This is a genomic window from Amycolatopsis sp. NPDC000009 (genome assembly GCF_055563465.1).
The window spans coordinates 1-22,660 of record NZ_JBVHDI010000026.1 but is presented as its reverse complement, the minus strand read 5'-3'; the positions used below and the strand labels follow the sequence as shown (position 1 = coordinate 22,660).

Here is a 22,660-nt window from a genome sequence, read left to right as displayed (position 1 = left end):
GCGGGGTGGTGCGGGGGATCAGCGGCCGAGCGGCCCTGCGGCGTGCAGCCAGGCGGCGACCGCGAGGGCGTCGAGATCGAGGCCGGTCGTTCCGGCGTCACGAAGCACGACCAAAACGTCGTCGGCGGCGATGGCGACGGTGCGCAGACGCAGCCCGGGAAGCTCGGGGGGCTGCCCGGGTAGCGTCAGGAGTTGTTGATAGGAAAGGGTTTTCGCCCCCGGAACGGCGGGGGCGGGGTGGACGGTGACGGTCGACACCGCGGTACCGGCCGCGTCGTCGACCGTCACCTTCGAGCACCGTCCGGCCTGCGCGGCCCACGCCGTCAGATCGGGCGGGTTCGTCGTGCGCGCGACGAGTTCGGAGACCTGTCCGCCGGGTACGGCGGACTGGAAGCCCTGCCCGGTGGCGCCGGTGCCGACCAGCCTGCCGTGGACGACGTCCTCGCATCCGCCGACGTCGACCCTGCCGCGTTTCCCGTCCGAAGTGGACAGTGTCGACGCCAGGTCGAAGCCGTCGCGCGCGGACGCGTCCGGCACGGTTTCCGGAGGCAGCAGGGCGGTGGGCGGAACGGCGGGGGAAGGCGGTGCGGGCGCCGCCTGAATCGATTCTCCGGAGGCGCCGGAAAGGGTCGCCACCGCGGCGGCGGATACGACGAGAGCGCGAATTCGGGCAGCCATGAATAGCCCTTTCGGAAGGGTCCTGATGGGGTCTGGTCCCTTCGGTGGGACGCGGGCGCCGGGTCGCGTCAGAGGACGCCGAACCCGGGCGGCACGACGAAGGCTACGACGGGAAATCGAATACCGGAAGGCGTCAAGAGAACGTAAATGTCCTTCGTGTACGGGGCGTGACCTGCGGGTTCCGCGATTTCCGCTGGTATGCGAGCAGGTCTGGTACTCCCGTGCCACAGTCCTTCACTGTCCGTGAGCGCCGGGTCACCCTGATGGGGGAGGTGGAGGCATTTCTTGTTTCCCTGGCATTCATATTGTCCTCCCGGATTGTGGGCAGGACAATTGCCTGCAGGGGGTCCGTCCGCTTAACGTGTCGCCACCTCTGATTTTCTTTCTCGGGTAATCGCCGTCACATTTTCGAATTCGATCGAACGACCGGGACGAAGGATTTCGTATGCGCACTACTTCGAGGCGGCTACGGGCCGTCGCGTCGCTGGCGGTCGCGGCGTGTTTGCTGCCGAGCGTCGCCGCGGCACCGGCGTGGGCCGAGGGCGGGATCCCGGACGCCCGTGCCGACGACGGCTCGCACGTCGTCGCCCAGACCACTGTGGACGGTGACCCGCGGATGCTGGATCTCACCGTGCGCTCGGTCGGCGTCGGGAGCTATGCGATGGTCCGGCTGATCCTGCCGTCGCGGTGGGCCGCGGAACCGGACCGGAAGTGGCCGGCGGTGTACCTGCTCGCCGGGGAGACCCGTCTGCAGGACTACCGTGGCTGGACCGCCAATACCGACATCCGGAAACTCGCCGACGATTCCGGTGCGCTGGTGGTGATGCCGGGTTCCGGATCCGCCGGGTTCTTTTCCGACTGGTGGAATTACGGCAAGAACGTCGTGCTCAACCAGTGGGAGACGTTCACCGCGGTCGAGATCCCGCAGCTGATCGATCGCGGCTACCGGGGGGATGGGCGGCGGGTCGCGGCAGGGCTCTCGCTCGGCGGGTACGGCGCGGTGGAACTCGCCGCCCGGCGGCCGGGGGTGTTCCGGTTCGCCGGGTCGTTCAGCGGCAACCTCAACCCCACCGGCCCGTACGGCGAGCTTCTGACCAGCGCGATCGTCGCCTCGGCCAGGCAGGATCCCGAAGCGCTCTGGGGCGACAGGCGGCGCGAGTCGTCCCGCTGGGACGCACACGATCCGCTGGTGAACGCCGACCGCCTCCGCGGCACCGAGCTGTATCTGTCCACGGGCAACGGCCTGCCTGGGCCGTTCGACGGAAAGCTCCCGATCGACGTGCTGCCCGGCGCGATGCTGCTCGAATTCCTGTGCTCCGGCCAGACCACCGCGATGGCGGACCGGCTGAACCGGCTCGGCGTCCCCGTCATGACGGACTTCTACGGGCCGGGCACACACCACTGGGCGTACTGGCAGGACCAGCTGCACAAGACCTGGCCGAGGATGTTGCGGGCGCTTTCCGCGCCGGTGAAGCAGGGGGAGGCGTCGTGACCCGTCCGTCCTTTGTGGTCACCGGGGCTTCGAGCGGGATCGGCCGGGCGTGCGTGGCCGAACTCGTCCGGCGGGGAGCTCACGTCTGGGCCGGTGTGCGCACCGACGCGGACGAAGCGGACCTCGTGCGCACCTTCGGCGAAGCGGTCACCGTGCTGCGCATGGATCTCCGCGACACGGCGTCGATCGCGGCGTGCGGCGAGAAGGTCGCGGCCGCGGGTCCGTTACGCGGTCTGGTGAACAACGCGGGAATGGCCCGGCCGGGACCGCTGGAACACGTCCCACTCGAGGACTTCCGGCAGCAGCTGGAGGTCAACGTCACCGGCCAGCTGGCCGTCACGCAGGCGATGCTTCCCGCGCTGCGCGCCGCGTCCGCCGCCAGGGTGGTGACGGTCGGGTCGATGGGCGGGCGGATCGCCGGACCGATGGTCGGGCCGTATCACACCTCGAAGTTCGCGCTGGTCGGCTTGACCGACAGCCTGCGCGCCGAACTGGCCCCGTCCGGGATCCGGGTGGTCCTCGTCGAGCCCGGTGCCGTCGCCACGTCGATCTGGCCGCGCGCCCGCGCCGCCGCCGAAGAGGTCCGTGCCGCCCTGCCGCGGGCTGCGCGGGAAAGGTATGCGGCGCAACTGGACGAGGCCGAACGCAGTGCGGAGCGGTCCGCGCGGAACGGTGTCTCGCCCGAGCGGGCGGCACGGGCCGTCGTCCACGCGCTGACCGCCCGGCGGGTCGCGCCGCGGTACCTGGTCGGCAGGGACGCGCATGTCGCGGCGGTACTGGCGAAGCTGCCGTTCCGCCTCCGCTACCGGTTGACGGCAGCGAAGCGATGACCCGGCTCGTCGTGATCGTCGCTCCGGGTTCCCGCGGCGACGTCCAGCCGTGCATCGCACTGGGGCGCGGTCTCGACGGCGATCGGGTCCGGGTGCTGGCGGCCGAGCGGTTCCGGACGCTGGTGACCTCGCACGGCCTGGATTTCGCGCCGCTTTCCGCCGACCCGAGCGAGATCCTGGGTTCGGACGGTGGCCGCGAATGGACCGAGGGGCGCACGCCCGCGGCCTTCCTTCGCGGGTTGCGCGGCGCACTGGCGCCGGTGATGGAGCGTCTGCTGGCCGACGTCCGGCAAGGAGCGGCCGGTGCCGATCTCGTTCTCGCTCCGACGCTCGGGTTCCTCGGCGCGCACCTGGGTGCCTCGCTCGGCGTCCCCGACGTCGAACTGCATTACCAGCCCAGCGTGCCGACGCGGACGTTCGCGCATCCACTGGTGCCGTGGGCGGCCAGGACCGGGCCGTGCGGCAGGTGGCTGAGTTTCCACGCCGTCGACACCGTCGCCTGGCAGGTGCTGAGGCCGGAGGTGGACCGGTGGCGCGAGCGGTCACTGGGTCTGCCCGCGGCCGGTCTCCGCGGGCCACGGCGATCGGAAACCCCGGTGCTGTGCGGTTTTTCCGACGCGGTCGTGCCGAGGCCGAAGGATTGGCCATCGAGGGTGCACGTCACCGGGTACTGGTTTCTCGAAGCGCCCGCCGCGTGGCGGCCGGACCCGCGACTGCGGGATTTCCTCGCGTCCGGGCCGCCTCCGGTGTACGTCGGCTTCGGCAGCATGCGGCCGTCGGAGGCGGAACGGACGTTCGGCGCCGTCCGCGCGGCGTTGCGCCGGGCAGGGTTGCGCGGCCTGCTCGGTACCGATGCCGCGTCCGAAGACGACGACCTGCTGACGATCGGGGACGTCCCGCACGCGTGGCTGTTCCCACGCACGGCGGCGGTGGTGCACCACGGCGGCGCGGGCACGACCGCGGCCGCGTTGCGTGCGGGCGTCCCTTCGCTGATCTGCCCGGTGTTCTCCGATCAGCCGTACTGGGGTGATCGCGTTTTCCGGCTCGGTGCGGGGCCGCGGCCGTTGCCGCTACGGGAGGTCGCGGCGGACTCGTTGACCGCGCGGCTGCTGGAGCTGTCCGGCAACCTGCTGTTCCGCCGCGGTGCCCAGTACGTCGCCGGGCGGCTGCGGGAGGAGGACGGGGTGGCACGGGCACGGGACGTCCTGCGCGAGCTGGGTTAGCGTCGCTCCGCGAGGTGGGTGACGAGGCGGCTGAAGCAGGACTGCCAGCCTTCGGAGTGGCTGTCGCGCTCCTCCACGGTCTCGAAGATCGCCTGGTGGAACGACATCTCGGTCTTCCCGTCGAGGTCGGAGAGGGTGACCGTGACGAGCGTGTCGTGCCCCCGGAAGCCTTCCGGCTCTTCCCAGGCGAAGCTGAAGACGAGCCGCTCCGGCGGGACGATCTCGTGGTAGACGCCCGACGCCCACAGGTCCGTCTCGCCGTCACTCATACAGATGCGCCACTTACCGCCCTTGGTGAGATTGACGGTGCAGGAAGTGGCGGTGAACCCGGTCGGGCCCCACCAGTGCGCGAGGTGGTCCGGGTCGGTCCAGACGCGGAAGACGAGGTCGCGGGGCGCGTCGAGGAGACGGTTGATCGTCAGGTCGGCCATGGATTCTCTTCCGCAGGGTATTCAACTCATCAGTTAATCAACGTACTGGTTGAACTGTAGTGGTCGTGTCAAGCGGCAGAGCCGTAACTCACGTGGTGCCGTGTGTTCCGCCTCCAAGCACGCGAGTTACGGCTGGAAGCACGCGAGTTACGGCTTGCCGCACGTCCGGAACTCGCCGCGAGTGTCGGTGCCGGTCCGTACGGTCGACGCATGACTCTGCGCTCAGCACTCTGGCTGCCGATCTTCGACGAACTGGCCGATCCGGTGATCATCGCGCGTCTCGCCGCCGAAGCCGAGGAAGCGGGCTGGCACGGCCTGTTCGTGTGGGATCACGTCCGCTGGCGTGAGCCGGTGCGGGCGATCGCCGACCCGTGGATCACCCTCGCCGCCGTCGCGTCCGCCACCGAGAACCTCGCCATCGGTCCGATGGTCACGCCGTTGGCCCGCCGCCGTCCGGTCAAACTCGCCCGGGAGACGGCTACCCTCGACCGGTTGAGCGGCGGGAGGCTGATCCTCGGCGCAGGGCTCGGCAGCGACCGCTTCGGCGGGGAGTTCTCGAAGACCGGCGACGAACAGAACGACCGCAAACGCGCCGAGATGCTCGACGAATCGCTCGACATCCTCACCGCCGCGTGGTCCGGCGAGCCCGTGCGGCATCACGGCGCGCACTACACGGTCGACGACATCACCTTCCTGCCCCGGCCGGCGCGGCCGATCCCGGTGTGGCTGGCTGGCTTCCCCGGGAAGGCGAAGCCGATGCGCAGGGCGGCGCGGTACGACGGGTTCTTCCCGGTGCACCTGCCGCACGCGGAGGAGTACGCCGAGATGGTCGAGACGATCACTTCGCTGCGCGAAGACACCGAGAAGCCGTACGACTTCGCCATCGGCGTCCCCGCGGGCACGGATCTCGCGCCCTACGAACGGGCGGGCGCCACCTGGTGGATGGCCGAATTTCCCTGGGACGACCTGTCCGTCGACGCGGTGCGCGGCGTGCTGCGGGATGGCCCGGCTTGACCCAACCTTTAATATCTCTTTACCAAGTGCGATACTGGACCGGCGAGGGGAGTACTTCCCAAGGGTCTGCCCGGTCAATACGGACGCTCCGCTGGTGTCCCCGGGAGGCCGCCCCACAGGGGTGAAGGAGACCTCGAACTTCGAGTTCGAGGAGGCTCCATGCCCGAGTCCGTGGCAACCGTGGGATCGCCGGGGTTGTGGGCGATCAGTATCGCCGTCCTGCTGGCGCTGCTCGTCGCCGATTTCGCGGTGACCCGTCGCCCGCACGAGGTGTCGATGCGGGAGGCCGTCGGCTGGTCGGTCTTCTACCTCGCGCTTCCGGTCGTGTTCGGGCTCTGGCTGTGGCTGGAGTTCGGTGGCGGCCAGGCGCTGGAGTTCATGACGGGTTTCGTCGTCGAGAAGTCCCTGTCGGTCGACAACCTGTTCGTCTTCATGCTGCTGCTCGCCGCCTTCGCGGTCCCTGCGGCCGTGCAGCAGCGTGTGCTGTTGTACGGCATCGTGGGGGCGCTGGTGCTCCGCGGCCTGTTCATCGCGGCCGGTGCCGCCATGCTGTCGGCGGGCACCTGGGCGTTCCTCGTGTTCGGCGTGATCCTGTTCGTCTCGGCGGTCAAGATCCTGCACGAGGCCATGTCCGGCGGCGAGAAGGAGCTGGACCTTTCGAAACTGCGGTCGGTCCGGTTGCTGCGACGGCTGATGCCGGTCACCGACGACTACCGCGGCACCCGGCTCACCGTGCGTGAACACGGGCGCCGCGCGCTCACCCCGCTGGCGGTCGTCGTCGTCGCGGTGTTCGCCACCGACGTGGTGTTCGCGGTCGATTCGGTGCCCGCGGTCTACGGCATCACCGAAGACCCGTACCTCGTGTTCGCCACCAACGCCTTCGCGCTGATGGGCTTGCGCGCCTTGTACTTCGTGCTCCACTCGGCGCTCGCGAAGCTGGTCCACCTGAACCACGGCCTCGCCATCATCCTCGCCTTCATCGGGGTGAAGCTGGTCCTGCACTGGGCACACGGGATCTGGCCGTCGGTGCCGCAGGTCCCGACCCCGGCCTCACTGGGCGTGATCGTCGCCGTCCTGGTCACGGTTTCGTTCACCAGCCTGTACGCACGCCGCCGGGAAGCCGCCAGGACGGCACGGGAGTGAGCGATGATCACCGAACTCGTCGTCGGCTTCCTGCTCGACCTGGCCATCGCCGCCGTCTTCCTCGCCGCGGTGCTTCTGGTCTTCGCGGCGATGCGGCCACCGCGCTGACCTCAGGGAAAGCGGATCACGGTGATGCCGGCCAGTACGAAGAACACCAGCACCACCAGGGTGCCGCTGTGCCCGCCCGACGAGCTGGTCACCACCTGCTCGACGGCGCCGGTCAGCCGCACGCCGCAGTCGGCGACGACGGTGTGCCTGCCCGCCTCGATCCGGGTGAACTCGACGGCCGCGGTGAAGGCCCCGGTGCCGTCGGCGTAGGCGCCGCCGACGCGCTCGCCGTCCGACGTCAGCGTGACCCGCTCGCCGGGTGGACATCCTTTGCCGGTCGCGGACAGCGCGTCGCCGGGCCGCACACTCGGCCGGTCGAGGATCAGGTCGTCCGGGCCCGGCGGCGTGCTGCTCGACGACGGGACGTCGGACGGCGGCGGGGGAGTGTCCGTTGTGGAGGGTGGGGTCGTCGGGGGCGGCGTCGTCGTGGTGACCGGCGTGGTCGGGGTGGTGGTCGTTCCGGGTCTGGTCGGGGTGGTCACCGGGACGGTCGGCTTCGTCGTCGGGGGCACCTTCGTCGTCGGCGGCGCCGTCGTCACGGTCCCGGTCACCTGGAAGGTCGCGGTTCCGGTCAACGGCTGACCGGTCCGCGCGTTCGTGCAGGTGCCCGTGACCGGGTGGCCGCCGGGCGTCGCGTTGCCCGGCACCGTCGCCCCGACCTGTCCGCTGGGGGCGCTGACCGAAGTGATGGCCGCTCCTTCCCAGGTGAAAGAAATCGGGCCTTTGCACGGGGAGAAATTCCAGGAAATGGTGAAAGAACTGCCGGCGGGACCGCTCGAAGGTTTCAAACCAACCGTGGACTGATAAGGGGACTGCTGCGCGTTTCCCGCTCCCACCTGGGAAATCAGGAACAACAACCCGGTCACGGTGCCGAATATCAGGCGAACCACGATACGCATTGGGACGTCCCTCTCCGGTGAGTACTCGCTGTAGCATTCCGGACCAGTCGGATAACGCAAACAGGGGATGCGCAAAATGGGACGTGTCATCGCGGCAGGGGTTGCGTTGGGTCTGTGCGCGGTCCTCCTCGGTTCGCCACCGGCAGGCGCGGACAGTGGCGGACTCGACCTGGCGGTCACCTTCGACGACCGGCCGATCACCAACGCCACGGTCGTGGTCGATCCGGCGAAACCACTCGAACTCACCGTCACGGCGACCAACAGCGGCGGTACCGCGGTCAAGGTCCGGAGCGTGCGGGTGTCCGGTGTGGCGCTCGCCCTGACTTTCTTCGCCTACGACACCACGGCGCCGTTCGAAGTCCCCGCGCACAGTCGCGTCACCAGGACCTTCGTGCTGGACATGGCCGACCTCTCCGGTCAGGCGATCGGGCTGCTCCCGTCGACGGTCGAATTGCTGGACGCCCAGCGCGGAACCCTCGGCGAGGCGACCACGGTCGCCGACATCCGCGGGTCCTTCTGGTCCGTCTACGGCGCTTTCGGGCTCGCGATGCTCGTGCTCACCGTGCTGGCCTGGCTGACGGCCCTGCTCGCGCTCGCCCGCCATCGGCTTCCCGCCAACCGGTGGCGCCGCGGCCTGCGTTTCCTGCCCGCCGGATTCGGCACCGGGCTCGTCGCCGTCGTCTCGCTGTCGGTGCTGCGGCTCGTCCCGCCGGAGCCCGCGATCGAGATCCCGGTGGTCCTCGGGGCCGCCGTCATCGCGTTCCTGCTCGGCTACCTCACCCCGCATCCCGCGCCAGGGCCCGCCGTCGACGAGACGGTCCGTATTCCCGGCTCCACCAAGGAATTCAACCGATGAGCGCACCCGCCGAGGTCGTCGCCGCGCTGCCGCAGTACGAGATCGGGCCGGCGATCGGCCAGGGCGGGATGGGGGTCGTCTTCGCCGGCGTCCACCGTTCGCTGCGCCGCGACGTCGCCATCAAACAGTTGCCGTGGGACGTGCTGAACCACGCGGTCAGCAGTGAGCTCTTCGACCGCGAAGCGCGCGTCCTGGCCAGCCTCGACCACCCGCATATCGTGCCCGTGTACGACTACGTGCGCACCGGCCGCGAGCACCTGATGGTGATGGAACGCCTCGACGGCGGCACCGTGCACAGCCGCTTCCGCAGCGGGGAGATCGGCGGGGAGCAGGCCTGCGCGATCGGGCTGGCGATGCTCGCCGGGCTCCACGCGGCGCACGAAGCCGGCGTGCTGCACCTGGACGTCAAGCCGAAGAACCTGCTCTTCACCACCCAAGGCGTGATGAAGGTGGCCGACTTCGGCATCGCGAAGGTGATCAGCGAAGGCGCCACCCTCGTCACGCACGGCGGCGAGGTCCTCGGCACACCCGCCTACATCGCGCCCGAGCAGGCGATGGGCAACGCGCTGAGCCCGGCGGCCGACGTCTACTCCGCGGGCACGGTGCTCTACGAACTGCTGTCCGGGAAGCTGCCGTTCGACAACACCCGCGGCGCGATCAGCATGATGCGCCAGCACATGTTCACCGATCCGCGCCCGATCGACGGCGTGCCCTCGCCGATCGCCGGGGTCGTCATGCGCAGTCTCTCGCGCGAGCTCGACTCCCGCTACCGCGACGCGGAGACCTTCGCCGCCGACCTCGCCTCGGCCGCCACCGCCGTGTACGGACCGGGCTGGCTGGAACGCTCGCGGGTGCCGGTGCGGCACCTCACCCCCCGGGTGATCTCCGCGTTCGGCACGTCCGCGCCGGCGGGAGACGGCCCGACACGGCCGGTTCACCGCCCCGCACCGGATCCGACGCTGTCGGCGACCCGCGCGGGCGTCGAGCCCGAGACCCGGCCCGGTGCGGTGCTCTGGTTCCGGCTGGCCGCGGCGGTCGCCGCGATCGCGCTCGTGGTGCTCACCCTGCTCACTCCGGAACGGCTGCCGCACGAGGCCACGACGCTGAACATCGACGGCGCCGCCGCATCGTCCGCGTCCGTCGACCTCAGCAAGACGTTCGCGGTGACGGGGGAGGGGCGCCCGGATCAGGTGACCCTCGACCTTTCGGCCGCCGGGATCCCGCTCGGTTCCGCGTCGGCGGTGCCGAAACCCGAGGGCGAGGGTTTCCGCGCCGATCTCGCTTTTCCCGGGCTCACCCGCTGGATCGCCGGCGGAGCCGTGACCGCGACCTTGACGGCCGACGGCGTCCCGAGGACTTTCACCGTCGTCACCCGGCAGCATCCGCTCGCGAGCGCGCTCGGCGCGGGCAGCCTGATCCTCGCCCTGTTCGCCTTGGCGTACCTGGAATCCGGGCTGCGGACCATCCGGAACGGACACCGCTGGCGTGGCGCGCTCGCCGGTGGCCCGGTGCTCGGCCTGCTGTTCGGCGCGACGGCGTGGCTATGCGTCTCGGTCCTGCGAGTGCACGAGCCCGCGGTGCCTTTCGGCGTCGGCTGTTCGATCGCGGGTGCCGTCGCGGCCGGTTTCGTGGTCGCGGCCGCCCGCGTCCGGCGCACGCGCTGAAACCCCGGGGGCGGCCTTCGCGGGCCGCCCCCGCGCCGGGATCACGACTTGCGGTGCTTGCCGTCGTCGTCGGTGACCTCGAACTGTTCCTTGCGCACCTTGCCGGAGATCGTCTGGTCCTCGGTGACGGTCTCGGTCTTGAGCCTCGCCCGTTCCACCGCGACGGTTTCCTTGTTCACCACCGGTTTCTCGGCGTGGAGCACGACTTCCTGCTCGTCCTCGGTGATCTCGGCGCGCTCGCCGCCCGGCTTCGTGATCGGCTCCCGTTCGACGCGCACCTCTTCGTGGCTGACCGGCACGGTGACCTGCTGTTCCTCGGTGACGACGTACTTGCGCAGCCGGACGTGCCCGGTCTCGACCTGCTCGGTGCCGACGTTCAGCTGTTCCTCGGACCGCGTCATGGTGGGCTCGGCGTCCCGGTTCTTCCGGCCGGCGTCCGTTCCCGTGTCCATGCCGGCCCTGGTCCGGCCGGCCTCGTCCCGGCCCCTGCCCCGGCCCTGCGCCCGGTCGTCCATCCGGCCGTCCGGCGAGGTCCTCGGCATCGGCAGCCCGTAGTGCTTGTAGAGCTGCGCGCTCTCCTCGGCGGACAAGTGGCCGTCGGCCTCGATACGAGGCGCGTCGGTGACCGCGTCCTTGTCGACGCGGACGTGCACTCCGTCCTGGTCAGCGTGCGCTCCGGAGAGCGGAACGAAGCTCTCCTTCGTGCCGAACAGGCCCGTCTTGACGGTGATCCATTCCGGCTGGCGAGTCGCGTCGGCGAGGTAGACGTTGCCCACCTTGCCGAGCTTGTTGCCGGTCGGGTCGACCACGGCACTGTCGATGAGTTCTTGCGGCTGCATGGTCTTCGCCATCGGTCCCGCTCCTCTCGGAAGATCCTTGCTGAGAAGCCCACCGTCGAACGGGCCGATGAGCACGGCAACCGTCGTGATGCACCTGTGGGTGACCCCGGAAAGTGGTGGTTTGAAGCCGCGATCACGGGCTAGGGCAGGCGTGTCGTCGCAGGTGAAGGGGGGTCTCCGCGGGGTGACCGCCAGTCGCGGGGGATGGCGCGAACGTGTGGTCCGAAAATCGGGTGCGGGGATCCGGAGACGTGCCCTACCCTCGTGATCGTGATGCAGCAACTGCTGTTCCTCTGAGGAACGACGCCTCCACCGGTACCGCGAGCCGCGATACCGGACTTCGTTCTTCCTGCTCATCACTTCACCGGAGGCAGTTCCTTCATGTCATCCCCTCTTTCGCCCGCGCCTGTGCGCGCGGCGCACGTCCGTCTGTCCGGCGTCCATCTCTCCTTCGGGGGACGGCCCGTCCTCTCCGGGGTCGACCTCGCCGCCGCCGCCGGCGATCGTGTCGCCATCGTCGGGGAGAACGGTCGCGGCAAGACCACACTTCTCCGGGTACTCGCCGGTGACCTGGCCGCCGACCGTGGCGAGGTGCACCGCTCCGGTTCGGCCGGCGTCGCCGACCAGCAGATCCCGCTCGGGGCGACCGACACCGTCGGTGCGTTGATCGACCTCGAACTGGCCGCCGTCCGCGGCGCGCTCGCCCGGCTCGAGGCCGCCACCGAGGCGCTCAGCGACGGACGTCCCGGAGCCGACGACGCCTTCGCCGCCGCACTCGAAGAAGCCGAGGCCCTCGACGCGTGGGACGCCGACAGGCGGGTCGAAGTGTCGCTGGCCGCCTTGACCGCCGTCGACGACCGTGACCGTCCACTCGGGACACTGTCGGTCGGGCAGCGGCACCGGGTGCGGCTGGCCTGCCTGCTCGGCGCCGGACACCCGGTGCTGCTGCTCGACGAGCCGACCAACCATCTCGACGCGGCCGGGCTCGACCACCTCACCGAGCGGTTGCGCGCCCATCCGGGCGTGGTCGTGCTGGTCAGCCATGACCGGGCCCTGCTCGCGGACGTCGCCACCACGGTGATCGACCTCGATCCGTCGAGCGACGGACGGCCGCGCGTCTACGGCGGCGGGTACGCGGCCTATGTGGAGGCCCGTCGAGCCGAACGCGCCCGCTGGGAATCGGCGCACGCCGATCAGCTCGCCGAGCGGCAGCGGCTGGCCGACGACCTGTCCGCGGCGCGAAACCGGTTGCGCGACAACTGGCGGCCGCCCAAGGGCACCGGCAGGCACGTCCGCGCCACGCGTGCGCCCGGGCTGGTCCGCGCGGTCCACCGGCGCCAGGAAGAGCTGGCCGGGCACGTGGTCGCCGTTCCGCCGCCGCCCGCCCGGTTCGCCATGCCGGAGCTACCGGCGCACGGAGGCGCGACCCTTCTCCGTGCCGCCGGGGTGAAGGTGGCCGGACGGCTCACCCGTCCGGTCGACCTGGCGCTGGAAAGCGGCGACCGGCTCGTTGTCACCGGCCGCAACGGCGCGGGCAAATCGACGCTCCTGGCCGTGCTGGCCGGGGAGCTGGAGCCCGGGACCGGCACGGTCACGCGTTCGCGGTCCGCGCGGATCGGCAGGCTGAGCCAGGAATCCGACCTGCCGGGCAGGCGGACGGCGATGGAGCTGTACGACGAACAGCTCGCCAGGATCGGGACACCCGGGCCGGGGCTGGGCGAATTGGGCCTGCTCGCCGGCTACGACCGGCACCGGCCGGTGGCCGAACTGTCGGTCGGCGCGCGGCGACGGCTCGACCTGGCGCTGGTGCTGGCCCGGCGTCCGCACGTCGTACTGCTGGACGAGCCGACCAACCACCTCTCCGTCGCGCTCGTCGACGAACTGACCGCCGCGCTCGACACGACCCCGGCCGCGGTGGTGATCGCCACGCACGACCGGCAGTTGTCCCGGGACACGGAGTCCTGGCCGAGGCTCGCGTTGTGAGCCGTCAACCGCGGTGGGCGAGGGTATAGCGCACGGTCTGCGCGAGCACCACGCTCCCGTCGTGCTCGCGGAGTGGTTCGAGCTCCGCGAGCACGGCGTGGTGCACGGCGTCGAGGCGGTCTTCCGGGATCAGCTCCCAGAACATTCGCTGGCCGTGTGACCAGGACCAGGTGATCCAGTGCGCGGGGTCGGCGAACTTCACCGGATAGACGCGTTCCACGGACCTGACACCGGTGAAGCCGGCCGACTCCACCGCCTGGCCGAATCCTTCGATGGTGGCGAACAGGCCCGACCTGATGGCGAGTGTCCAGGCCAGCTCCGGCGGAACGAACGGTTTGAACACCTCGCGCACGGCCGCCCACCGGGGATCGTCGGCGCCGAACGTGGTGACGCCCAGCCTGCCGCCGGGTGCGAGGAGGCGATGCCAGGACCGCAGGCCGGCGACCGGATCAGGCAGGAAGAACACCACGAACGACGCGAGGACGGCATCGAAGGTGGCATCGTCCAGCGCCGGTTCTTGGGCATCCATAAGGGAAACCGAGGCGTTGGCTCCGCGCGCCTCGATGTCCTTCGCGGTGCGCTCGACCATCTCCGCGGAAAGGTCGATCCCCAGCACCGATCCTTCCGGGCCGACCCGCTCGGCCGCCGGGAACAGCACCGCGCCCCGGCCACAGCCGACGTCCAGCACCCGCTCACCGGGGACGAGGCCGACCCGGTCGAGCAGTTCCGTGGCGAACGCGCCGAAGAAGTCGACGCCGAGCGCGTCGTAGGTCTCCGCCGTCCGGTCGAACAGCCGCGCCATCGCCTGCCGGGTGTAAGCGCTCATGCGCAGGACGATGACCCCGCGAAAACGGTGTTGTCAAACGGCGGAGGGGGATTTGTCATGGCGCTCCGAGTGATGGGGCCCGACGTTCGTCCCGGGGTGCCGGTTTCTTCCGCCGGCCGGGCGTGCGTGTTGCGAAAGCCACTTTCGCAACACGCGTGCTCACCGGTGCCGCCACGGAGTTACCCACTCACGAGAAGGCGCGCGAGACCTGCGAAAGCACGATGAGCCCGCAGACGATCAGGTTCTTGTACTTGTGGTCCACCAAGATGGCCACGAATTCGCGAAGGGTGGCGCTCGGCCAGAAGTACCAGGCCGTCGGTGACCCGATGACCTGGCCGTTCACCTTGGCGCGGCGGGCGATGAGGGCGGCGCGGAGCACGTGGAAGTTGTTCGTGACCACCGTGCACCGGTAATCCGACTTCCGCCGCTCCATGATCTCGGCGCTGAAAGTGAGGTTCTCGAACGTCGTTCGCGAGCGGTCCTCGAGAAGGATCCGCTCTTTCGGCAGCCCGTTCTCGACCAGGTAGGCGGCCATGGCGTGGGACTCCGGCAGGTCCTCGTCGGGTCCTTGCCCGCCCGAGGTGACCACCATCGGCTCCCGGCCGCGCCGGGCTTCGGCGTCGATGACGCGTTTCGCCCGGTTCAGGCGGCCCGCAAGCAACGGCGGCACCTGATGCCCGTTCAGCAGACCCGAACCCAGCACCACGACGAAGTCCACGCCCTTTTCGGTGCGGATGCGGCCATAGACGATCGAGTACAGGAGGAAACAGACGAAAAGGAACGAGAAGTAGACGACGAGTCCGTTCAGGATGCCCCGAACGATGTCGAGCGGTTCCCAGGCCAGCCGGGTGACCGTCGCGTTGAAGACGATCAGCGCGCAGATGCCGAGCCCCGTCAGGAGCGAAAGGACGTTGGCCAGCCGCCGTCCCTCGCGGCGCAGCATGGTGATCCCGTTGCAGATCAGGAAGACCGTCAGCGCGAGGACCGTCGGGATGATCAACAGGATCACCCCGACCGCGACGAAACCCGCCGCCTCGGGCGAAACCGAGGCGAGCAGCGCGATGAACGTCACGCCGAGGAACAGCAGCGCGAAGAAGAGGTAAAAGCCATTCCGCAACCGGCGCCGGTCGCGAAGGAAGCTCACGAGGAACGCCGCGCAGCACAAGGCCGCGATGGCGAAGGGGATGGCAGCGGCCTTCACGAGAACTCCAGCCTGGGGACGATGCGAGCACTCGGGTGTCGGCACGCGGCGGCATTCAAACACACGATGCAGCCGCCGCAGGCAACCTCTCGTTGGTGTGTCGCTCTTCCTGACCCGAGTGAGTCACCGGGCGCGCTGCACCGGCCGCTCGTCCCACACCGGTTCCGCGGTTTCGCGCACGTGCCCGTCCGAGCCGAACACGAGGTACCGGTCGAAGGATCGGGCGAACCACCGGTCGTGCGTCACCGCGATCGTGGTTCCTTCGTAGGCTTCCAACGCTTGCTGCAGCGCTTCCGCCGAGGCGAGGTCGAGGTTGTCGGTCGGTTCGTCCAGGAGCAGGATCGTCGCGCCGCCGATCTCCAGCAGCAGGATCTGGAACCGCGCCTGCTGGCCGCCGGACAGCTTCTCGAACCGCTGGTCGCCCTGGCCGTCGAGTTCGTAGCGGCGCAGGATGTTCATCGCGGGCCCCCGGCTCCGCGCGTAGCCGGTCCAGAGGATGTCGACGAGTGTGTGCCCGAGCAGTTCGGGATGGGCGTGCGTCTGCGCGAAATGGCCGGGGACGACGCGGGCACCGAGTTTCCACCGTCCGTCGTGCGCGACGTCCTCGCCCGCCAGCAGCCGCAGGAAATGTGATTTACCGGAGCCGTTCGAGCCGAGTACCGCGACCCGTTCGCCGTAGAAGACCTCCAGGCCGAAGGGTTTCATCAGGCCGCGTAGTTCGAGGCCTTCGCAGGTGACGGCTCGGACACCCGTCCGGCCGCCGCGCAGGCGCATCGTGATCTTCTGTTCGCGCGGGGGTGCGGCGGGCGCTCCGGCCTCCTCGAACTTCCGCAACCGGGTCTGCGCGGCGTGATACCGCGAAGCCATCTCGTCGCTTCGCGCGGCGTACTGCCGCATGTCGGCCACGAGTTTCTTGAGCTGGGCGTGCTTTTCGTCCCAGCGGCGGCGGAGTTCCTCGAAGCGCTCGAAGCGTTCCGCGCGGGCCTGGTGGTAGCTGTCGAAGCCGCCGCCGTGCACCCAGACGTCGCCGCCGGAGGGCCCGGGTTCCACGCTGATGATCTTGTTCGCCGCCCGCGCGAGGAGTTCCCGGTCGTGCGAAACGAACAGCACGGTCTTCTGGGTCTCACGCAGCCGCTCTTCCAGCCACTGTTTGCCGGGGACGTCGAGGTAGTTGTCCGGCTCGTCGAGCAGGAGCACGCCGGATCCGCCGAGCAGCAGCGCCTCCAGCACCAGCCGCTTCTGTTCACCACCGGACAGCGTGCGCACTTCGCGCCAGCGTGCCTTTTCGTACGGCAGGTTGAGGGCCGCCGTCGTGCACTTGTCCCACACGACTTCGGCTTCGTAGCCGCGAGCGTCGCCCCAATCGCCGAGCGCTTGGGCGTACGCCATCTGGTTCGCTTCGTCGTCGCGTTCCATCAAGGCGAGTTCGGTCTCGTCGACCGCGCGGGCGGCGGCGCGGAGCGCTTCCGGCGACACCGAGACGAGCAGATCCCGCACTGTCCGTTCGTCTCGCACTGAGCCGACGAACTGCGGCATCACCCCGAGCCCGCCGCTGATCGTCACCGACCCGCCGCTGGGGGAGAGCTCCCCCGAGATCAGCCGCAGCAACGTCGTCTTGCCCGCACCGTTGGCGCCGACGAGCGCGCAGACGCTGCCCTCCCCGACGCGGAACGAGACGTCGTCGAGGAGCAGCCGGCCGTCGGGCAGGTGGTACTCGACGTGCGCGACCTCGACGTGACCCATTCCGACAGCCTGCCCGCGCGATCGGGAATCACGCAACGCAATAACTCCGGTAGTGTCGGTGACGTGGAGCGAACCTACTTCGGCGTGCGGCTCAAGCTGATGCTTGCGCTGTTCCTGCCCGAGTTGTTCGTCGTGCTCCCGGTCGTCGGCGGGATCAACCCGCTGAGCCTGGCCACCGCGCTGACGGCGTCGGTGGCCGTCGCCAATCCGCTCGGCCTGGCCGCCGCGCTGACCGCGTCCCTCGCCGCCGTCCTGCTCGCGCTGGCGGCGCATTTCCGCCTGGAACCGGCGGCCGCCGCGATGCGGGTGCGCGCCATCAGCCTGCGCGAACGCGCGCAGCTGTTCCTGAGCCTGCGCGACCCCGACGCGCGTGGCCGCGTGCGGCCCCGGGCTCCGTCACTGGGCATCGCGACTGCCTGACCTTCCGTTCGAAGGTGAGGCAGTCACTCCTGCCCACACCCCTTCGACCGACGGAGTGACCCGGTCATGTTCGATGTCTTCCTGTACCCCGTTTCCGCCATTCTCTGGTTCTGGCACAAGGTTTTCGGCGCCGTTTCGAGTCCCGACTCCGGCGTGGCCTGGGTGCTGTCCATCGTGTTCCTCGTCTTCACCCTGCGCCTGCTGCTGGTCAAACCCGCCCTCGGCGCGCTGCGCGCCGGCCGTCGCATGCAGGCGCTCGCGCCGCGGATGCGGGAGATCAAAGAGAAGTACGGCAAGGATCGCCAGCGGATGGCGAAGGAGATCCAGAAACTCCACGCCGAGACCGGTGCGAACCCGCTGGGCGGTTGTCTCCCGGCGCTGATCCACCTGCCGGTGTTCCTGTCCCTGTACTGGGTTTTGCGCGACTTCACCCCGGGAGCGCAGTCGAACCACGTTTTCGACGCCGCCGGGGTGCGGTCGTTCTTGAACGCCGACCTCTTCGGCGCGAAGCTCGGCAACTGGCTTTCGCAACCGGCGGCGGAGCTGGCCGCGTTCGGCACGGATCACGTCCACATGATCGCCGTCGGGGTGCCGCTGATGCTGATCGCGAGCCTGGCCACGTTCTTCTCGATGCGCTCTGGGCTCGCGCGGCAGCCCGAGGCGGCTGGGATCACCAAGCTGATGATGTACCTGGCGCCGCTCGGCATGCTGGTCTCGGGAGCGTTCTTCCCGGTGCCGATCGGGGTGCTGCTGTACTTCCTGGCCACCAACGTGTGGACGCTGGGACAGCAGCATTTCCTCACCAAGGTCGTCGACAGGGAGGAGGCTAGCCGCTGACGGCCGAGCGGCGGGCGGCCACCGAGTACTGAACCGCCTTGCGCAGTCCGGGAAGGGCGGTGTCGACATGCGCCGCCAGCGCCTTGACGGCTTTCCGGTTCGCGCGATTCTCCTTCGAGGTGAAGACCGTGCGGACGTCGCCCTCGTACGACAGCATGGCGAGGACCGCGTCCTCGATCGGGACGGCGCCCGGGTCTTCGCCGCTCAGCACCACGTTCCGGATCGGCTCGCGCAGCGCCCGCTGAGGTTCGGTCAGCGTGACGTCGCGAACCGGGAAGATGCCCATCGCCCGGCGCTTGTCGACCCTGATCGTCCCGGAAGCGGCGAGCTGGTCGCGGACGATGTTCTCGGCTTTGTGCCAGTCGCGGTCGATGAGGGCGAACCAGCGGCGAGGCTTCTCTTCGGGAGCGTCTTCCAGCACTTGCGCGAGGAAGGGGTCTCTCGGAGTGAGGCCTGCCGCGGCCGTGCGGGCGGCCTTCCCGTCGCGATCGGCGAGAAGACCCGCGATGACCAGCTCGGCCACCGCGGCCGCCCGCAGGAGCGTGCCTCGCACCAGGGCGCTGGTGGGGTCGAGCCGGTTCTTTTCGGTGTCGTAGCCGAGCAGGTACATCCGCTGGGGCAGTGACTCGGTCATTTCGTCCTCCCGCCGCACAGCATTCCGTTCCGCTGGACGAAGGGCCAGACGGGAGCGGGTATCAGGGCGAAGAACTGTTCGGTACCGGCGTGTCGGGCAAAGCCGGATGGGGAATCATCGCGCTCGCCCGGGAACTGTTCCCGGGCGGGTGGGTGTTCCCGGCGCCGTCCGGCGCCGGGAACGCGTTCGCAGATGACGCCCCGTGATCGACGCGGAGTCCTCGGCCAGTGCCGACGGCGTGCCCTCGAACACCACCGTCCCGCCGTCGGTTCCCGCGCCCGGTCCGATGTCGATGACGTGGTCGGCGTGCGCGATCACCCGTTGGTCGTGTTCGATCAGGACGAGTGTCGCGCCGCCGTCGACGAGTTCGTCGCAGAGGGCCAGCAACCGGTCGACGTCGCTGCCGTGCAGGCCGGCGGTGGGTTCGTCGAGGACCAGACGCAGCTCGTCCGCGGGGCCGGCGTCGGCGAGGTGGCGGGCCAGCAGCAGCCGTTGCCGTTCGCCGCCGGACAAGGTGTCGAGGCTCTGCCCGATGGTCAGGTAACCGAGCCCGACGCGGTCCAGCCAGCGCAACCGCCGGGCGATCGCGGGATGTTCGCCGAACAGCGCGGCGGCGTCCGCCGGGTTCATCGCGAGGACGTCGGCGATGGTCCGGTCGTCAAGGCGTGCGGCGAGCGCGTCCGGGTTGAACCGGGTGCCACCGCAGGCGTCACAGCCGGTCTGGACGTCGTCGAGGAACGCCAGGTCGGTGATGATGACGCCCTTTCCCTTGCAGACCGGGCACGCGCCGCGGCCGTTGGCGCTGAACCACGACGGATGTCTCCCCGTGGCTTTCCCGAACGCCTCGCGGATGGGCTCGGCGACGCCGAGCACCGTGGCGGGCGTGGACCGGATGCCGCCGCGCAGCGGAGCCTGGTCGACGACGACGAAATCGGGATGCTGCCGGGGGAGTTCGCCCGTGATCAGGCTGCTCTTGCCGGAACCGGCGACTCCCGAGACGACGGTCAGGACGCCGAGCGGCACGTCGACGGTGACGTCACGCAGGTTGTGACCGCGGGCGCCGGAGATCGTCACGGCCCCTCGGGCGGCGCGGATCCGCTCCCGGAACCGGAGCGGGCTGCCGAGGATCCGCCCGGTCTCGGTGCCTGCCGCGACGAGTTCGCCGGGGCGGCCTTCGAACTGGACGCGCCCGCCGCCGTCACCGCCGCCGGGGCCGAGATCGATGACGTGATCCGCGGCCGCGATGACCGCGGGATGGTGCTCGACCACGAGGATCGTGTTGTGCGCGTCGCGGAGCTTGGCCAGCAGTTCGAGGAGCCGGTGCACGTCGTGCGGGTGCAGGCCGGTGCTGGGCTCGTCGAACACGTAGCAGACGTCGCTGAGCGCGCTCCCGAGATGGCGGACGATCTTGACGCGCTGCGCTTCGCCACCGGACAGCGTCCTCGACTCCCTGGACAGGCTGAGATAGCCGAGACCGACCGAGTCCAGCGCGTCGAGGCGTTCCCGGATCGCCTGAAGCAGCGGCGCCACCGACGGATCGGAAACCTTCGCGACGACGTCTCGTAATTCGCCGACCGGTAGCGCGGACCAGTCCGCGATGGAGCGTCCGTCGATCAGGCTGCCGCGCGCCGCCTCGGACAGGCGGGTTCCCGCGCACTCCGGGCAGACACCGCGGGTGACGACTCCGGCGAGTCCTTCCCGTTCCTCGGCCGTGAGCCGCGATGGGGTCTTGCGCAGGTACGTGTCTCGCAGCCGCGGGACGATCCCGTCGAAGAGGCCGTGCTTGGGGTAGTCGTCACCCGGGTCGTCGAGGGGGAGCCCTTCGGCGTGCAACAGGGTCTCGACCTTCGCCGGCGGCAACCGTTCCAGCGGGACATCGGGGTCGACCAGTCCGGAGTGGACGAGCCGTTTCCACCGGTAGGTCCCGGGAGCGAAGGTCGGGAAGCGCACGGCGCCGTCACGCAGGCTCCGCGAGCGGTCGAGCAGCCGGTCGAGATCGATTTCGTCGACCACGCCGAGCCCTTCGCAGCGCGGGCACATCCCCACCGGATCGTTGAACGAATAGGCGGGCGAGAATCCGGCGTTCGGTTCGCCGAGACGCGAGAACAACAGCCGCAGCAGCGGCGCGATGTCGCTCGCCGTGCCCACGGTGGACCGCGCGTTGCCGGTGAACCGCCGTTGATCGACGATCGTCGTGAAGACCAGCCCGTCGATCCGGTCGACGTCGGCGGGCGGATGCTGGGGCAGCCGGTTCCGCACGAAGGCGGGGTAGCTCCCGGTGACCAGGCGTTCGGCCTCGGCCGCGATCGTGTCGAAGGCCAGCGACGACTTCCCGGATCCGGACACACCGGTGAACACGGTCAGCCGGTGCTTCGGCACCCGCACCGACACGTCGCGGAGGTTGTGCGTCCGGGCGCCTTCCACCGTGATCCACCGGCCACGGTCTGCTTGAACTTTCGCCATGACCCGAGGCTACGATGAGATGTGGCCGGTTTTCGGCCACAATTACGGGAGGCGTAGTGACGGCACCACGGGAACGGATGCTGCGGCTGCTGTCGCTCCTGCAGTCCGGCCGGGCGTGGCCCGCCGCCGAACTCGCGACGGCCATGGAAGTCCCGCCGCGCACGCTTCGCCGGGACATCGACCACCTTCGCGGCCTGGGGTATCCCGTGGAGAGCAGTCGTGGCCCGGGCGGCAACTACCGGCTCGTCGCGGGAACCGCGCTGCCGCCGCTCATGCTGGAACACGACGAGGCGATCGCCACCGTGCTCGGGCTGCGGCTCGCCGCGGCGGGCGGCACCGGCGTCGACCTGACCGCCGAGTCGGCCGACCGCGCCGCCGCGAAACTCCGGCGCGTCCTGCCGGCGGCGCTGCGCAGGCGGACCGACGAAATGCTCGCCGCGGTCGAGTTCGGGAGCGGTGAGCAGCCGCGGGTCACGCAGGACGTCCTGAACGTCCTCGCCGCGGCGATCGCGGCTCGCCGATGCCTCGAGTTCGCGTACACGGCGAAGGACGGCCCGTCGTCACGGACGGTCGAGCCGATGCGCCTGGTCCAGCTCGGCAGGCGGTGGTACCTGTACGCGTGGGACCTCGGCAGGCGGGATTGGCGGAGCTTCCGCCTCGACCGGATCGCCGGGCCGAAGACGACGGACGTGGCGTTCTCGCCTCGCGAGCTTCCGGTCGACGACGTCGCGGCTCATCTCCAGGAACGCTTTCACAGCCCGAAATCGCTGCGGATCACGCTGACCCTGGACGTCGGCGCGGACGAGGCCGCGGCCCGGCTGCATCGGATCGACGGGAGTTTCGAGGCCCTGGGCGACGACAGGTGCCGGTATGTCGCCCACGTCGACTCCTTCGAGTGGCTCGCCGTCGTCCTCTTGCTGACCGACATCGGGTTCACGGTGGAGGAACCGGCGGAATTCGGCGAGTATCTCGCGCGGACGGGGGAGCGGCTGCTGCGGGGGAGCGGCACGTCTCGTGAGTGGTAAGGGACGGTTCTGGCTGAGGGTGTCTCAGGTATCTGCTGGCTCCGGCCGCCCTGATGCCGGGCCCGGTTCGTCAGGGTCTGTGGGTCTGGAGCCGACATGCTCACCAGGACGGTACCGGGCCCGGCCACGGCCGACGTTGCGAAAGCCACTTTCGCAACCTTCAACGTTGCGAAAGTGGCTTTCGCAACCCGTCGGCCGAGCCCAGCACCCAGCAGAACCCCTGGGCCGCCTGGTCTCGTGAGTGTTTAGGACGGTTCTAGGGCCTGTATCGAAGTAGTTCAGAGCCACTCGTTGATCGCGGCGATGTGCGCGGTGGCTTCGTAGCGGACGGCGAGTTTGTCGTAGCGGGTG

The 22,660-nt window shown here is 69.8% G+C and carries 21 protein-coding genes; 12 read left to right on the top strand and 9 right to left on the bottom strand.

Annotated elements, in window-relative coordinates; translation table 11 throughout:
• Nucleotides 1-18: 18 nt before the first annotated feature.
• Entirely contained in the window at nt 19-678 is a 660-nt protein-coding gene (locus ACZ3HL_RS39835) for a hypothetical protein (RefSeq protein WP_465536836.1), read from the bottom strand.
• A gap of 445 nt (nt 679-1,123) precedes the next feature.
• Here ACZ3HL_RS39835 and ACZ3HL_RS39830 point away from each other — a divergent pair, with 445 nt between their 5' ends.
• The 3 genes from ACZ3HL_RS39830 to ACZ3HL_RS39820 are packed head-to-tail and all read left to right on the top strand — an operon-like array spanning nt 1,124 to nt 4,223.
• Nucleotides 1,124-2,170 carry an alpha/beta hydrolase gene (locus ACZ3HL_RS39830; RefSeq protein WP_465536835.1) on the top strand — a complete coding sequence of 349 codons (1,047 nt, stop codon included), beginning with the start codon at nt 1,124-1,126 and terminating at the stop codon, nt 2,168-2,170.
• The gene (locus tag ACZ3HL_RS39825; RefSeq protein WP_465536834.1) at nt 2,167-3,000 is read left to right on the top strand and encodes an SDR family NAD(P)-dependent oxidoreductase; all 834 of its coding nucleotides are present in this window, start codon (nt 2,167-2,169) and stop codon (nt 2,998-3,000) included. Before ACZ3HL_RS39830 ends, ACZ3HL_RS39825 begins: the two co-directional genes overlap by 4 nt.
• Nucleotides 2,997-4,223: a glycosyltransferase gene (locus ACZ3HL_RS39820; protein WP_465536833.1), complete on the top strand. Its 1,227-nt coding sequence runs from the start codon at nt 2,997-2,999 to the stop codon at nt 4,221-4,223. Before ACZ3HL_RS39825 ends, ACZ3HL_RS39820 begins: the two co-directional genes overlap by 4 nt.
• Here the strand turns inward: ACZ3HL_RS39820 and ACZ3HL_RS39815 are convergent.
• Nucleotides 4,220-4,654, bottom strand: coding sequence for an SRPBCC family protein (locus ACZ3HL_RS39815; RefSeq protein ID WP_465536832.1), 435 nt, complete (start codon nt 4,652-4,654; stop codon nt 4,220-4,222). The two genes, ACZ3HL_RS39820 and ACZ3HL_RS39815, sit on opposite strands and share 4 nt — an antisense overlap.
• Before the next feature lie 210 nt (nt 4,655-4,864).
• Here ACZ3HL_RS39815 and ACZ3HL_RS39810 point away from each other — a divergent pair, with 210 nt between their 5' ends.
• On the top strand, nt 4,865-5,668 hold the full coding sequence (locus tag ACZ3HL_RS39810) for an LLM class flavin-dependent oxidoreductase (protein WP_465536831.1): 804 nt from the start codon (nt 4,865-4,867) through the stop codon (nt 5,666-5,668).
• A gap of 159 nt (nt 5,669-5,827) precedes the next feature.
• Entirely contained in the window at nt 5,828-6,811 is a 984-nt protein-coding gene (locus ACZ3HL_RS39805) for a TerC/Alx family metal homeostasis membrane protein (protein ID WP_465411821.1), read from the top strand.
• A gap of 110 nt (nt 6,812-6,921) precedes the next feature.
• Here the strand turns inward: ACZ3HL_RS39805 and ACZ3HL_RS39800 are convergent, their stop codons facing one another.
• Nucleotides 6,922-7,566, bottom strand: a complete 645-nt coding sequence (locus ACZ3HL_RS39800) for a hypothetical protein (protein ID WP_465536830.1) — start codon at nt 7,564-7,566, stop codon at nt 6,922-6,924.
• On the opposite strand from ACZ3HL_RS39800, the gene ACZ3HL_RS39795 reads away from it, so the two are divergent.
• From ACZ3HL_RS39795 to ACZ3HL_RS39785, 3 genes are all read left to right on the top strand, one after another.
• Nucleotides 7,556-7,723: a hypothetical protein gene (locus tag ACZ3HL_RS39795; RefSeq protein WP_465411819.1), complete on the top strand. Its 168-nt coding sequence runs from the start codon at nt 7,556-7,558 to the stop codon at nt 7,721-7,723. The genes ACZ3HL_RS39800 and ACZ3HL_RS39795 overlap by 11 nt on opposite strands.
• A gap of 171 nt (nt 7,724-7,894) precedes the next feature.
• Complete coding sequence (locus tag ACZ3HL_RS39790; RefSeq protein WP_465536829.1) at nt 7,895-8,674, top strand: hypothetical protein; 780 nt, start codon at nt 7,895-7,897, stop codon at nt 8,672-8,674.
• Complete coding sequence (locus ACZ3HL_RS39785; RefSeq protein WP_465536827.1) at nt 8,671-10,338, top strand: serine/threonine-protein kinase; 1,668 nt, start codon at nt 8,671-8,673, stop codon at nt 10,336-10,338. The genes ACZ3HL_RS39790 and ACZ3HL_RS39785 overlap by 4 nt, the downstream gene beginning before the upstream one ends.
• Nucleotides 10,339-10,379: 41 nt before the next feature.
• Here the strand turns inward: ACZ3HL_RS39785 and ACZ3HL_RS39780 are convergent, their stop codons facing one another.
• Nucleotides 10,380-11,189, bottom strand: coding sequence for a DUF2382 domain-containing protein (locus tag ACZ3HL_RS39780; protein WP_465536825.1), 810 nt, complete (start codon nt 11,187-11,189; stop codon nt 10,380-10,382).
• A 369-nt stretch (nt 11,190-11,558) separates the two neighbouring features.
• On the opposite strand from ACZ3HL_RS39780, the gene ACZ3HL_RS39775 reads away from it, so the two are divergent.
• Nucleotides 11,559-13,160: an ABC-F family ATP-binding cassette domain-containing protein gene (locus tag ACZ3HL_RS39775; protein WP_465536823.1), complete on the top strand. Its 1,602-nt coding sequence runs from the start codon at nt 11,559-11,561 to the stop codon at nt 13,158-13,160.
• A 4-nt stretch (nt 13,161-13,164) separates the two neighbouring features.
• On the opposite strand, the gene ACZ3HL_RS39770 is transcribed toward ACZ3HL_RS39775, so the two are convergent.
• From ACZ3HL_RS39770 to ACZ3HL_RS39760, 3 genes are all read right to left on the bottom strand, one after another.
• Nucleotides 13,165-13,986 carry a class I SAM-dependent methyltransferase gene (locus ACZ3HL_RS39770; protein ID WP_465536820.1) on the bottom strand — a complete coding sequence of 274 codons (822 nt, stop codon included), beginning with the start codon at nt 13,984-13,986 and terminating at the stop codon, nt 13,165-13,167.
• Between the two features lie 187 nt (nt 13,987-14,173).
• A complete protein-coding gene (locus tag ACZ3HL_RS39765) occupies nt 14,174-15,187 on the bottom strand; it encodes a YdcF family protein (protein ID WP_465411813.1) in 1,014 nt (337 codons plus the stop codon).
• A gap of 123 nt (nt 15,188-15,310) precedes the next feature.
• Nucleotides 15,311-16,930 carry an ABC-F family ATP-binding cassette domain-containing protein gene (locus ACZ3HL_RS39760; RefSeq protein ID WP_465536818.1) on the bottom strand — a complete coding sequence of 540 codons (1,620 nt, stop codon included), beginning with the start codon at nt 16,928-16,930 and terminating at the stop codon, nt 15,311-15,313.
• A 63-nt stretch (nt 16,931-16,993) separates the two neighbouring features.
• On the opposite strand from ACZ3HL_RS39760, the gene ACZ3HL_RS39755 reads away from it, so the two are divergent.
• The gene (locus ACZ3HL_RS39755; protein ID WP_192741882.1) at nt 16,994-17,350 is read left to right on the top strand and encodes a DUF6412 domain-containing protein; all 357 of its coding nucleotides are present in this window, start codon (nt 16,994-16,996) and stop codon (nt 17,348-17,350) included.
• Nucleotides 17,351-17,416: 66 nt separating this feature from the next.
• Complete coding sequence (gene yidC / locus ACZ3HL_RS39750) at nt 17,417-18,187, top strand: membrane protein insertase YidC (RefSeq protein WP_465536816.1); 771 nt, start codon at nt 17,417-17,419, stop codon at nt 18,185-18,187.
• Here the strand turns inward: yidC and ACZ3HL_RS39745 are convergent.
• Together ACZ3HL_RS39745 and ACZ3HL_RS39740 are read right to left on the bottom strand one after the other, a co-directional pair.
• A complete protein-coding gene (locus ACZ3HL_RS39745) occupies nt 18,177-18,821 on the bottom strand; it encodes a GOLPH3/VPS74 family protein (RefSeq protein ID WP_465536814.1) in 645 nt (214 codons plus the stop codon). The two genes, yidC and ACZ3HL_RS39745, sit on opposite strands and share 11 nt — an antisense overlap.
• Nucleotides 18,822-18,935: 114 nt before the next feature.
• On the bottom strand, nt 18,936-21,284 hold the full coding sequence (locus ACZ3HL_RS39740; RefSeq protein ID WP_465536813.1) for an excinuclease ABC subunit UvrA: 2,349 nt from the start codon (nt 21,282-21,284) through the stop codon (nt 18,936-18,938).
• Nucleotides 21,285-21,340: 56 nt separating this feature from the next.
• Here ACZ3HL_RS39740 and ACZ3HL_RS39735 point away from each other — a divergent pair, with 56 nt between their 5' ends.
• Complete coding sequence (locus ACZ3HL_RS39735; protein WP_465536811.1) at nt 21,341-22,309, top strand: helix-turn-helix transcriptional regulator; 969 nt, start codon at nt 21,341-21,343, stop codon at nt 22,307-22,309.
• Nucleotides 22,310-22,660: the final 351 nt, after the last annotated feature.

Bases quoted from the DNA above. Each gene is read 5' to 3' on its own strand.
- ACZ3HL_RS39835 (WP_465536836.1), bottom strand. From the start codon at position 678: ATGGCTGCCCGAATTCGCGCTCTCGTCGTATCCGCCGCCGCGGTGGCG.
- ACZ3HL_RS39830 (WP_465536835.1), top strand. From the start codon at position 1,124: ATGCGCACTACTTCGAGGCGGCTACGGGCCGTCGCGTCGCTGGCGGTC.
- ACZ3HL_RS39820 (WP_465536833.1), top strand. From the start codon at position 2,997: ATGACCCGGCTCGTCGTGATCGTCGCTCCGGGTTCCCGCGGCGACGTC.
- ACZ3HL_RS39815 (WP_465536832.1), bottom strand. From the start codon at position 4,654: ATGGCCGACCTGACGATCAACCGTCTCCTCGACGCGCCCCGCGACCTC.
- ACZ3HL_RS39810 (WP_465536831.1), top strand. From the start codon at position 4,865: ATGACTCTGCGCTCAGCACTCTGGCTGCCGATCTTCGACGAACTGGCC.
- ACZ3HL_RS39805 (WP_465411821.1), top strand. From the start codon at position 5,828: ATGCCCGAGTCCGTGGCAACCGTGGGATCGCCGGGGTTGTGGGCGATC.
- ACZ3HL_RS39790 (WP_465536829.1), top strand. From the start codon at position 7,895: ATGGGACGTGTCATCGCGGCAGGGGTTGCGTTGGGTCTGTGCGCGGTC.
- ACZ3HL_RS39785 (WP_465536827.1), top strand. From the start codon at position 8,671: ATGAGCGCACCCGCCGAGGTCGTCGCCGCGCTGCCGCAGTACGAGATC.
- ACZ3HL_RS39780 (WP_465536825.1), bottom strand. From the start codon at position 11,189: ATGGCGAAGACCATGCAGCCGCAAGAACTCATCGACAGTGCCGTGGTC.
- ACZ3HL_RS39775 (WP_465536823.1), top strand. From the start codon at position 11,559: ATGTCATCCCCTCTTTCGCCCGCGCCTGTGCGCGCGGCGCACGTCCGT.
- ACZ3HL_RS39770 (WP_465536820.1), bottom strand. From the start codon at position 13,986: ATGAGCGCTTACACCCGGCAGGCGATGGCGCGGCTGTTCGACCGGACG.
- ACZ3HL_RS39760 (WP_465536818.1), bottom strand. From the start codon at position 16,930: ATGGGTCACGTCGAGGTCGCGCACGTCGAGTACCACCTGCCCGACGGC.
- yidC (WP_465536816.1), top strand. From the start codon at position 17,417: ATGTTCGATGTCTTCCTGTACCCCGTTTCCGCCATTCTCTGGTTCTGG.
- ACZ3HL_RS39745 (WP_465536814.1), bottom strand. From the start codon at position 18,821: ATGACCGAGTCACTGCCCCAGCGGATGTACCTGCTCGGCTACGACACC.
- ACZ3HL_RS39740 (WP_465536813.1), bottom strand. From the start codon at position 21,284: ATGGCGAAAGTTCAAGCAGACCGTGGCCGGTGGATCACGGTGGAAGGC.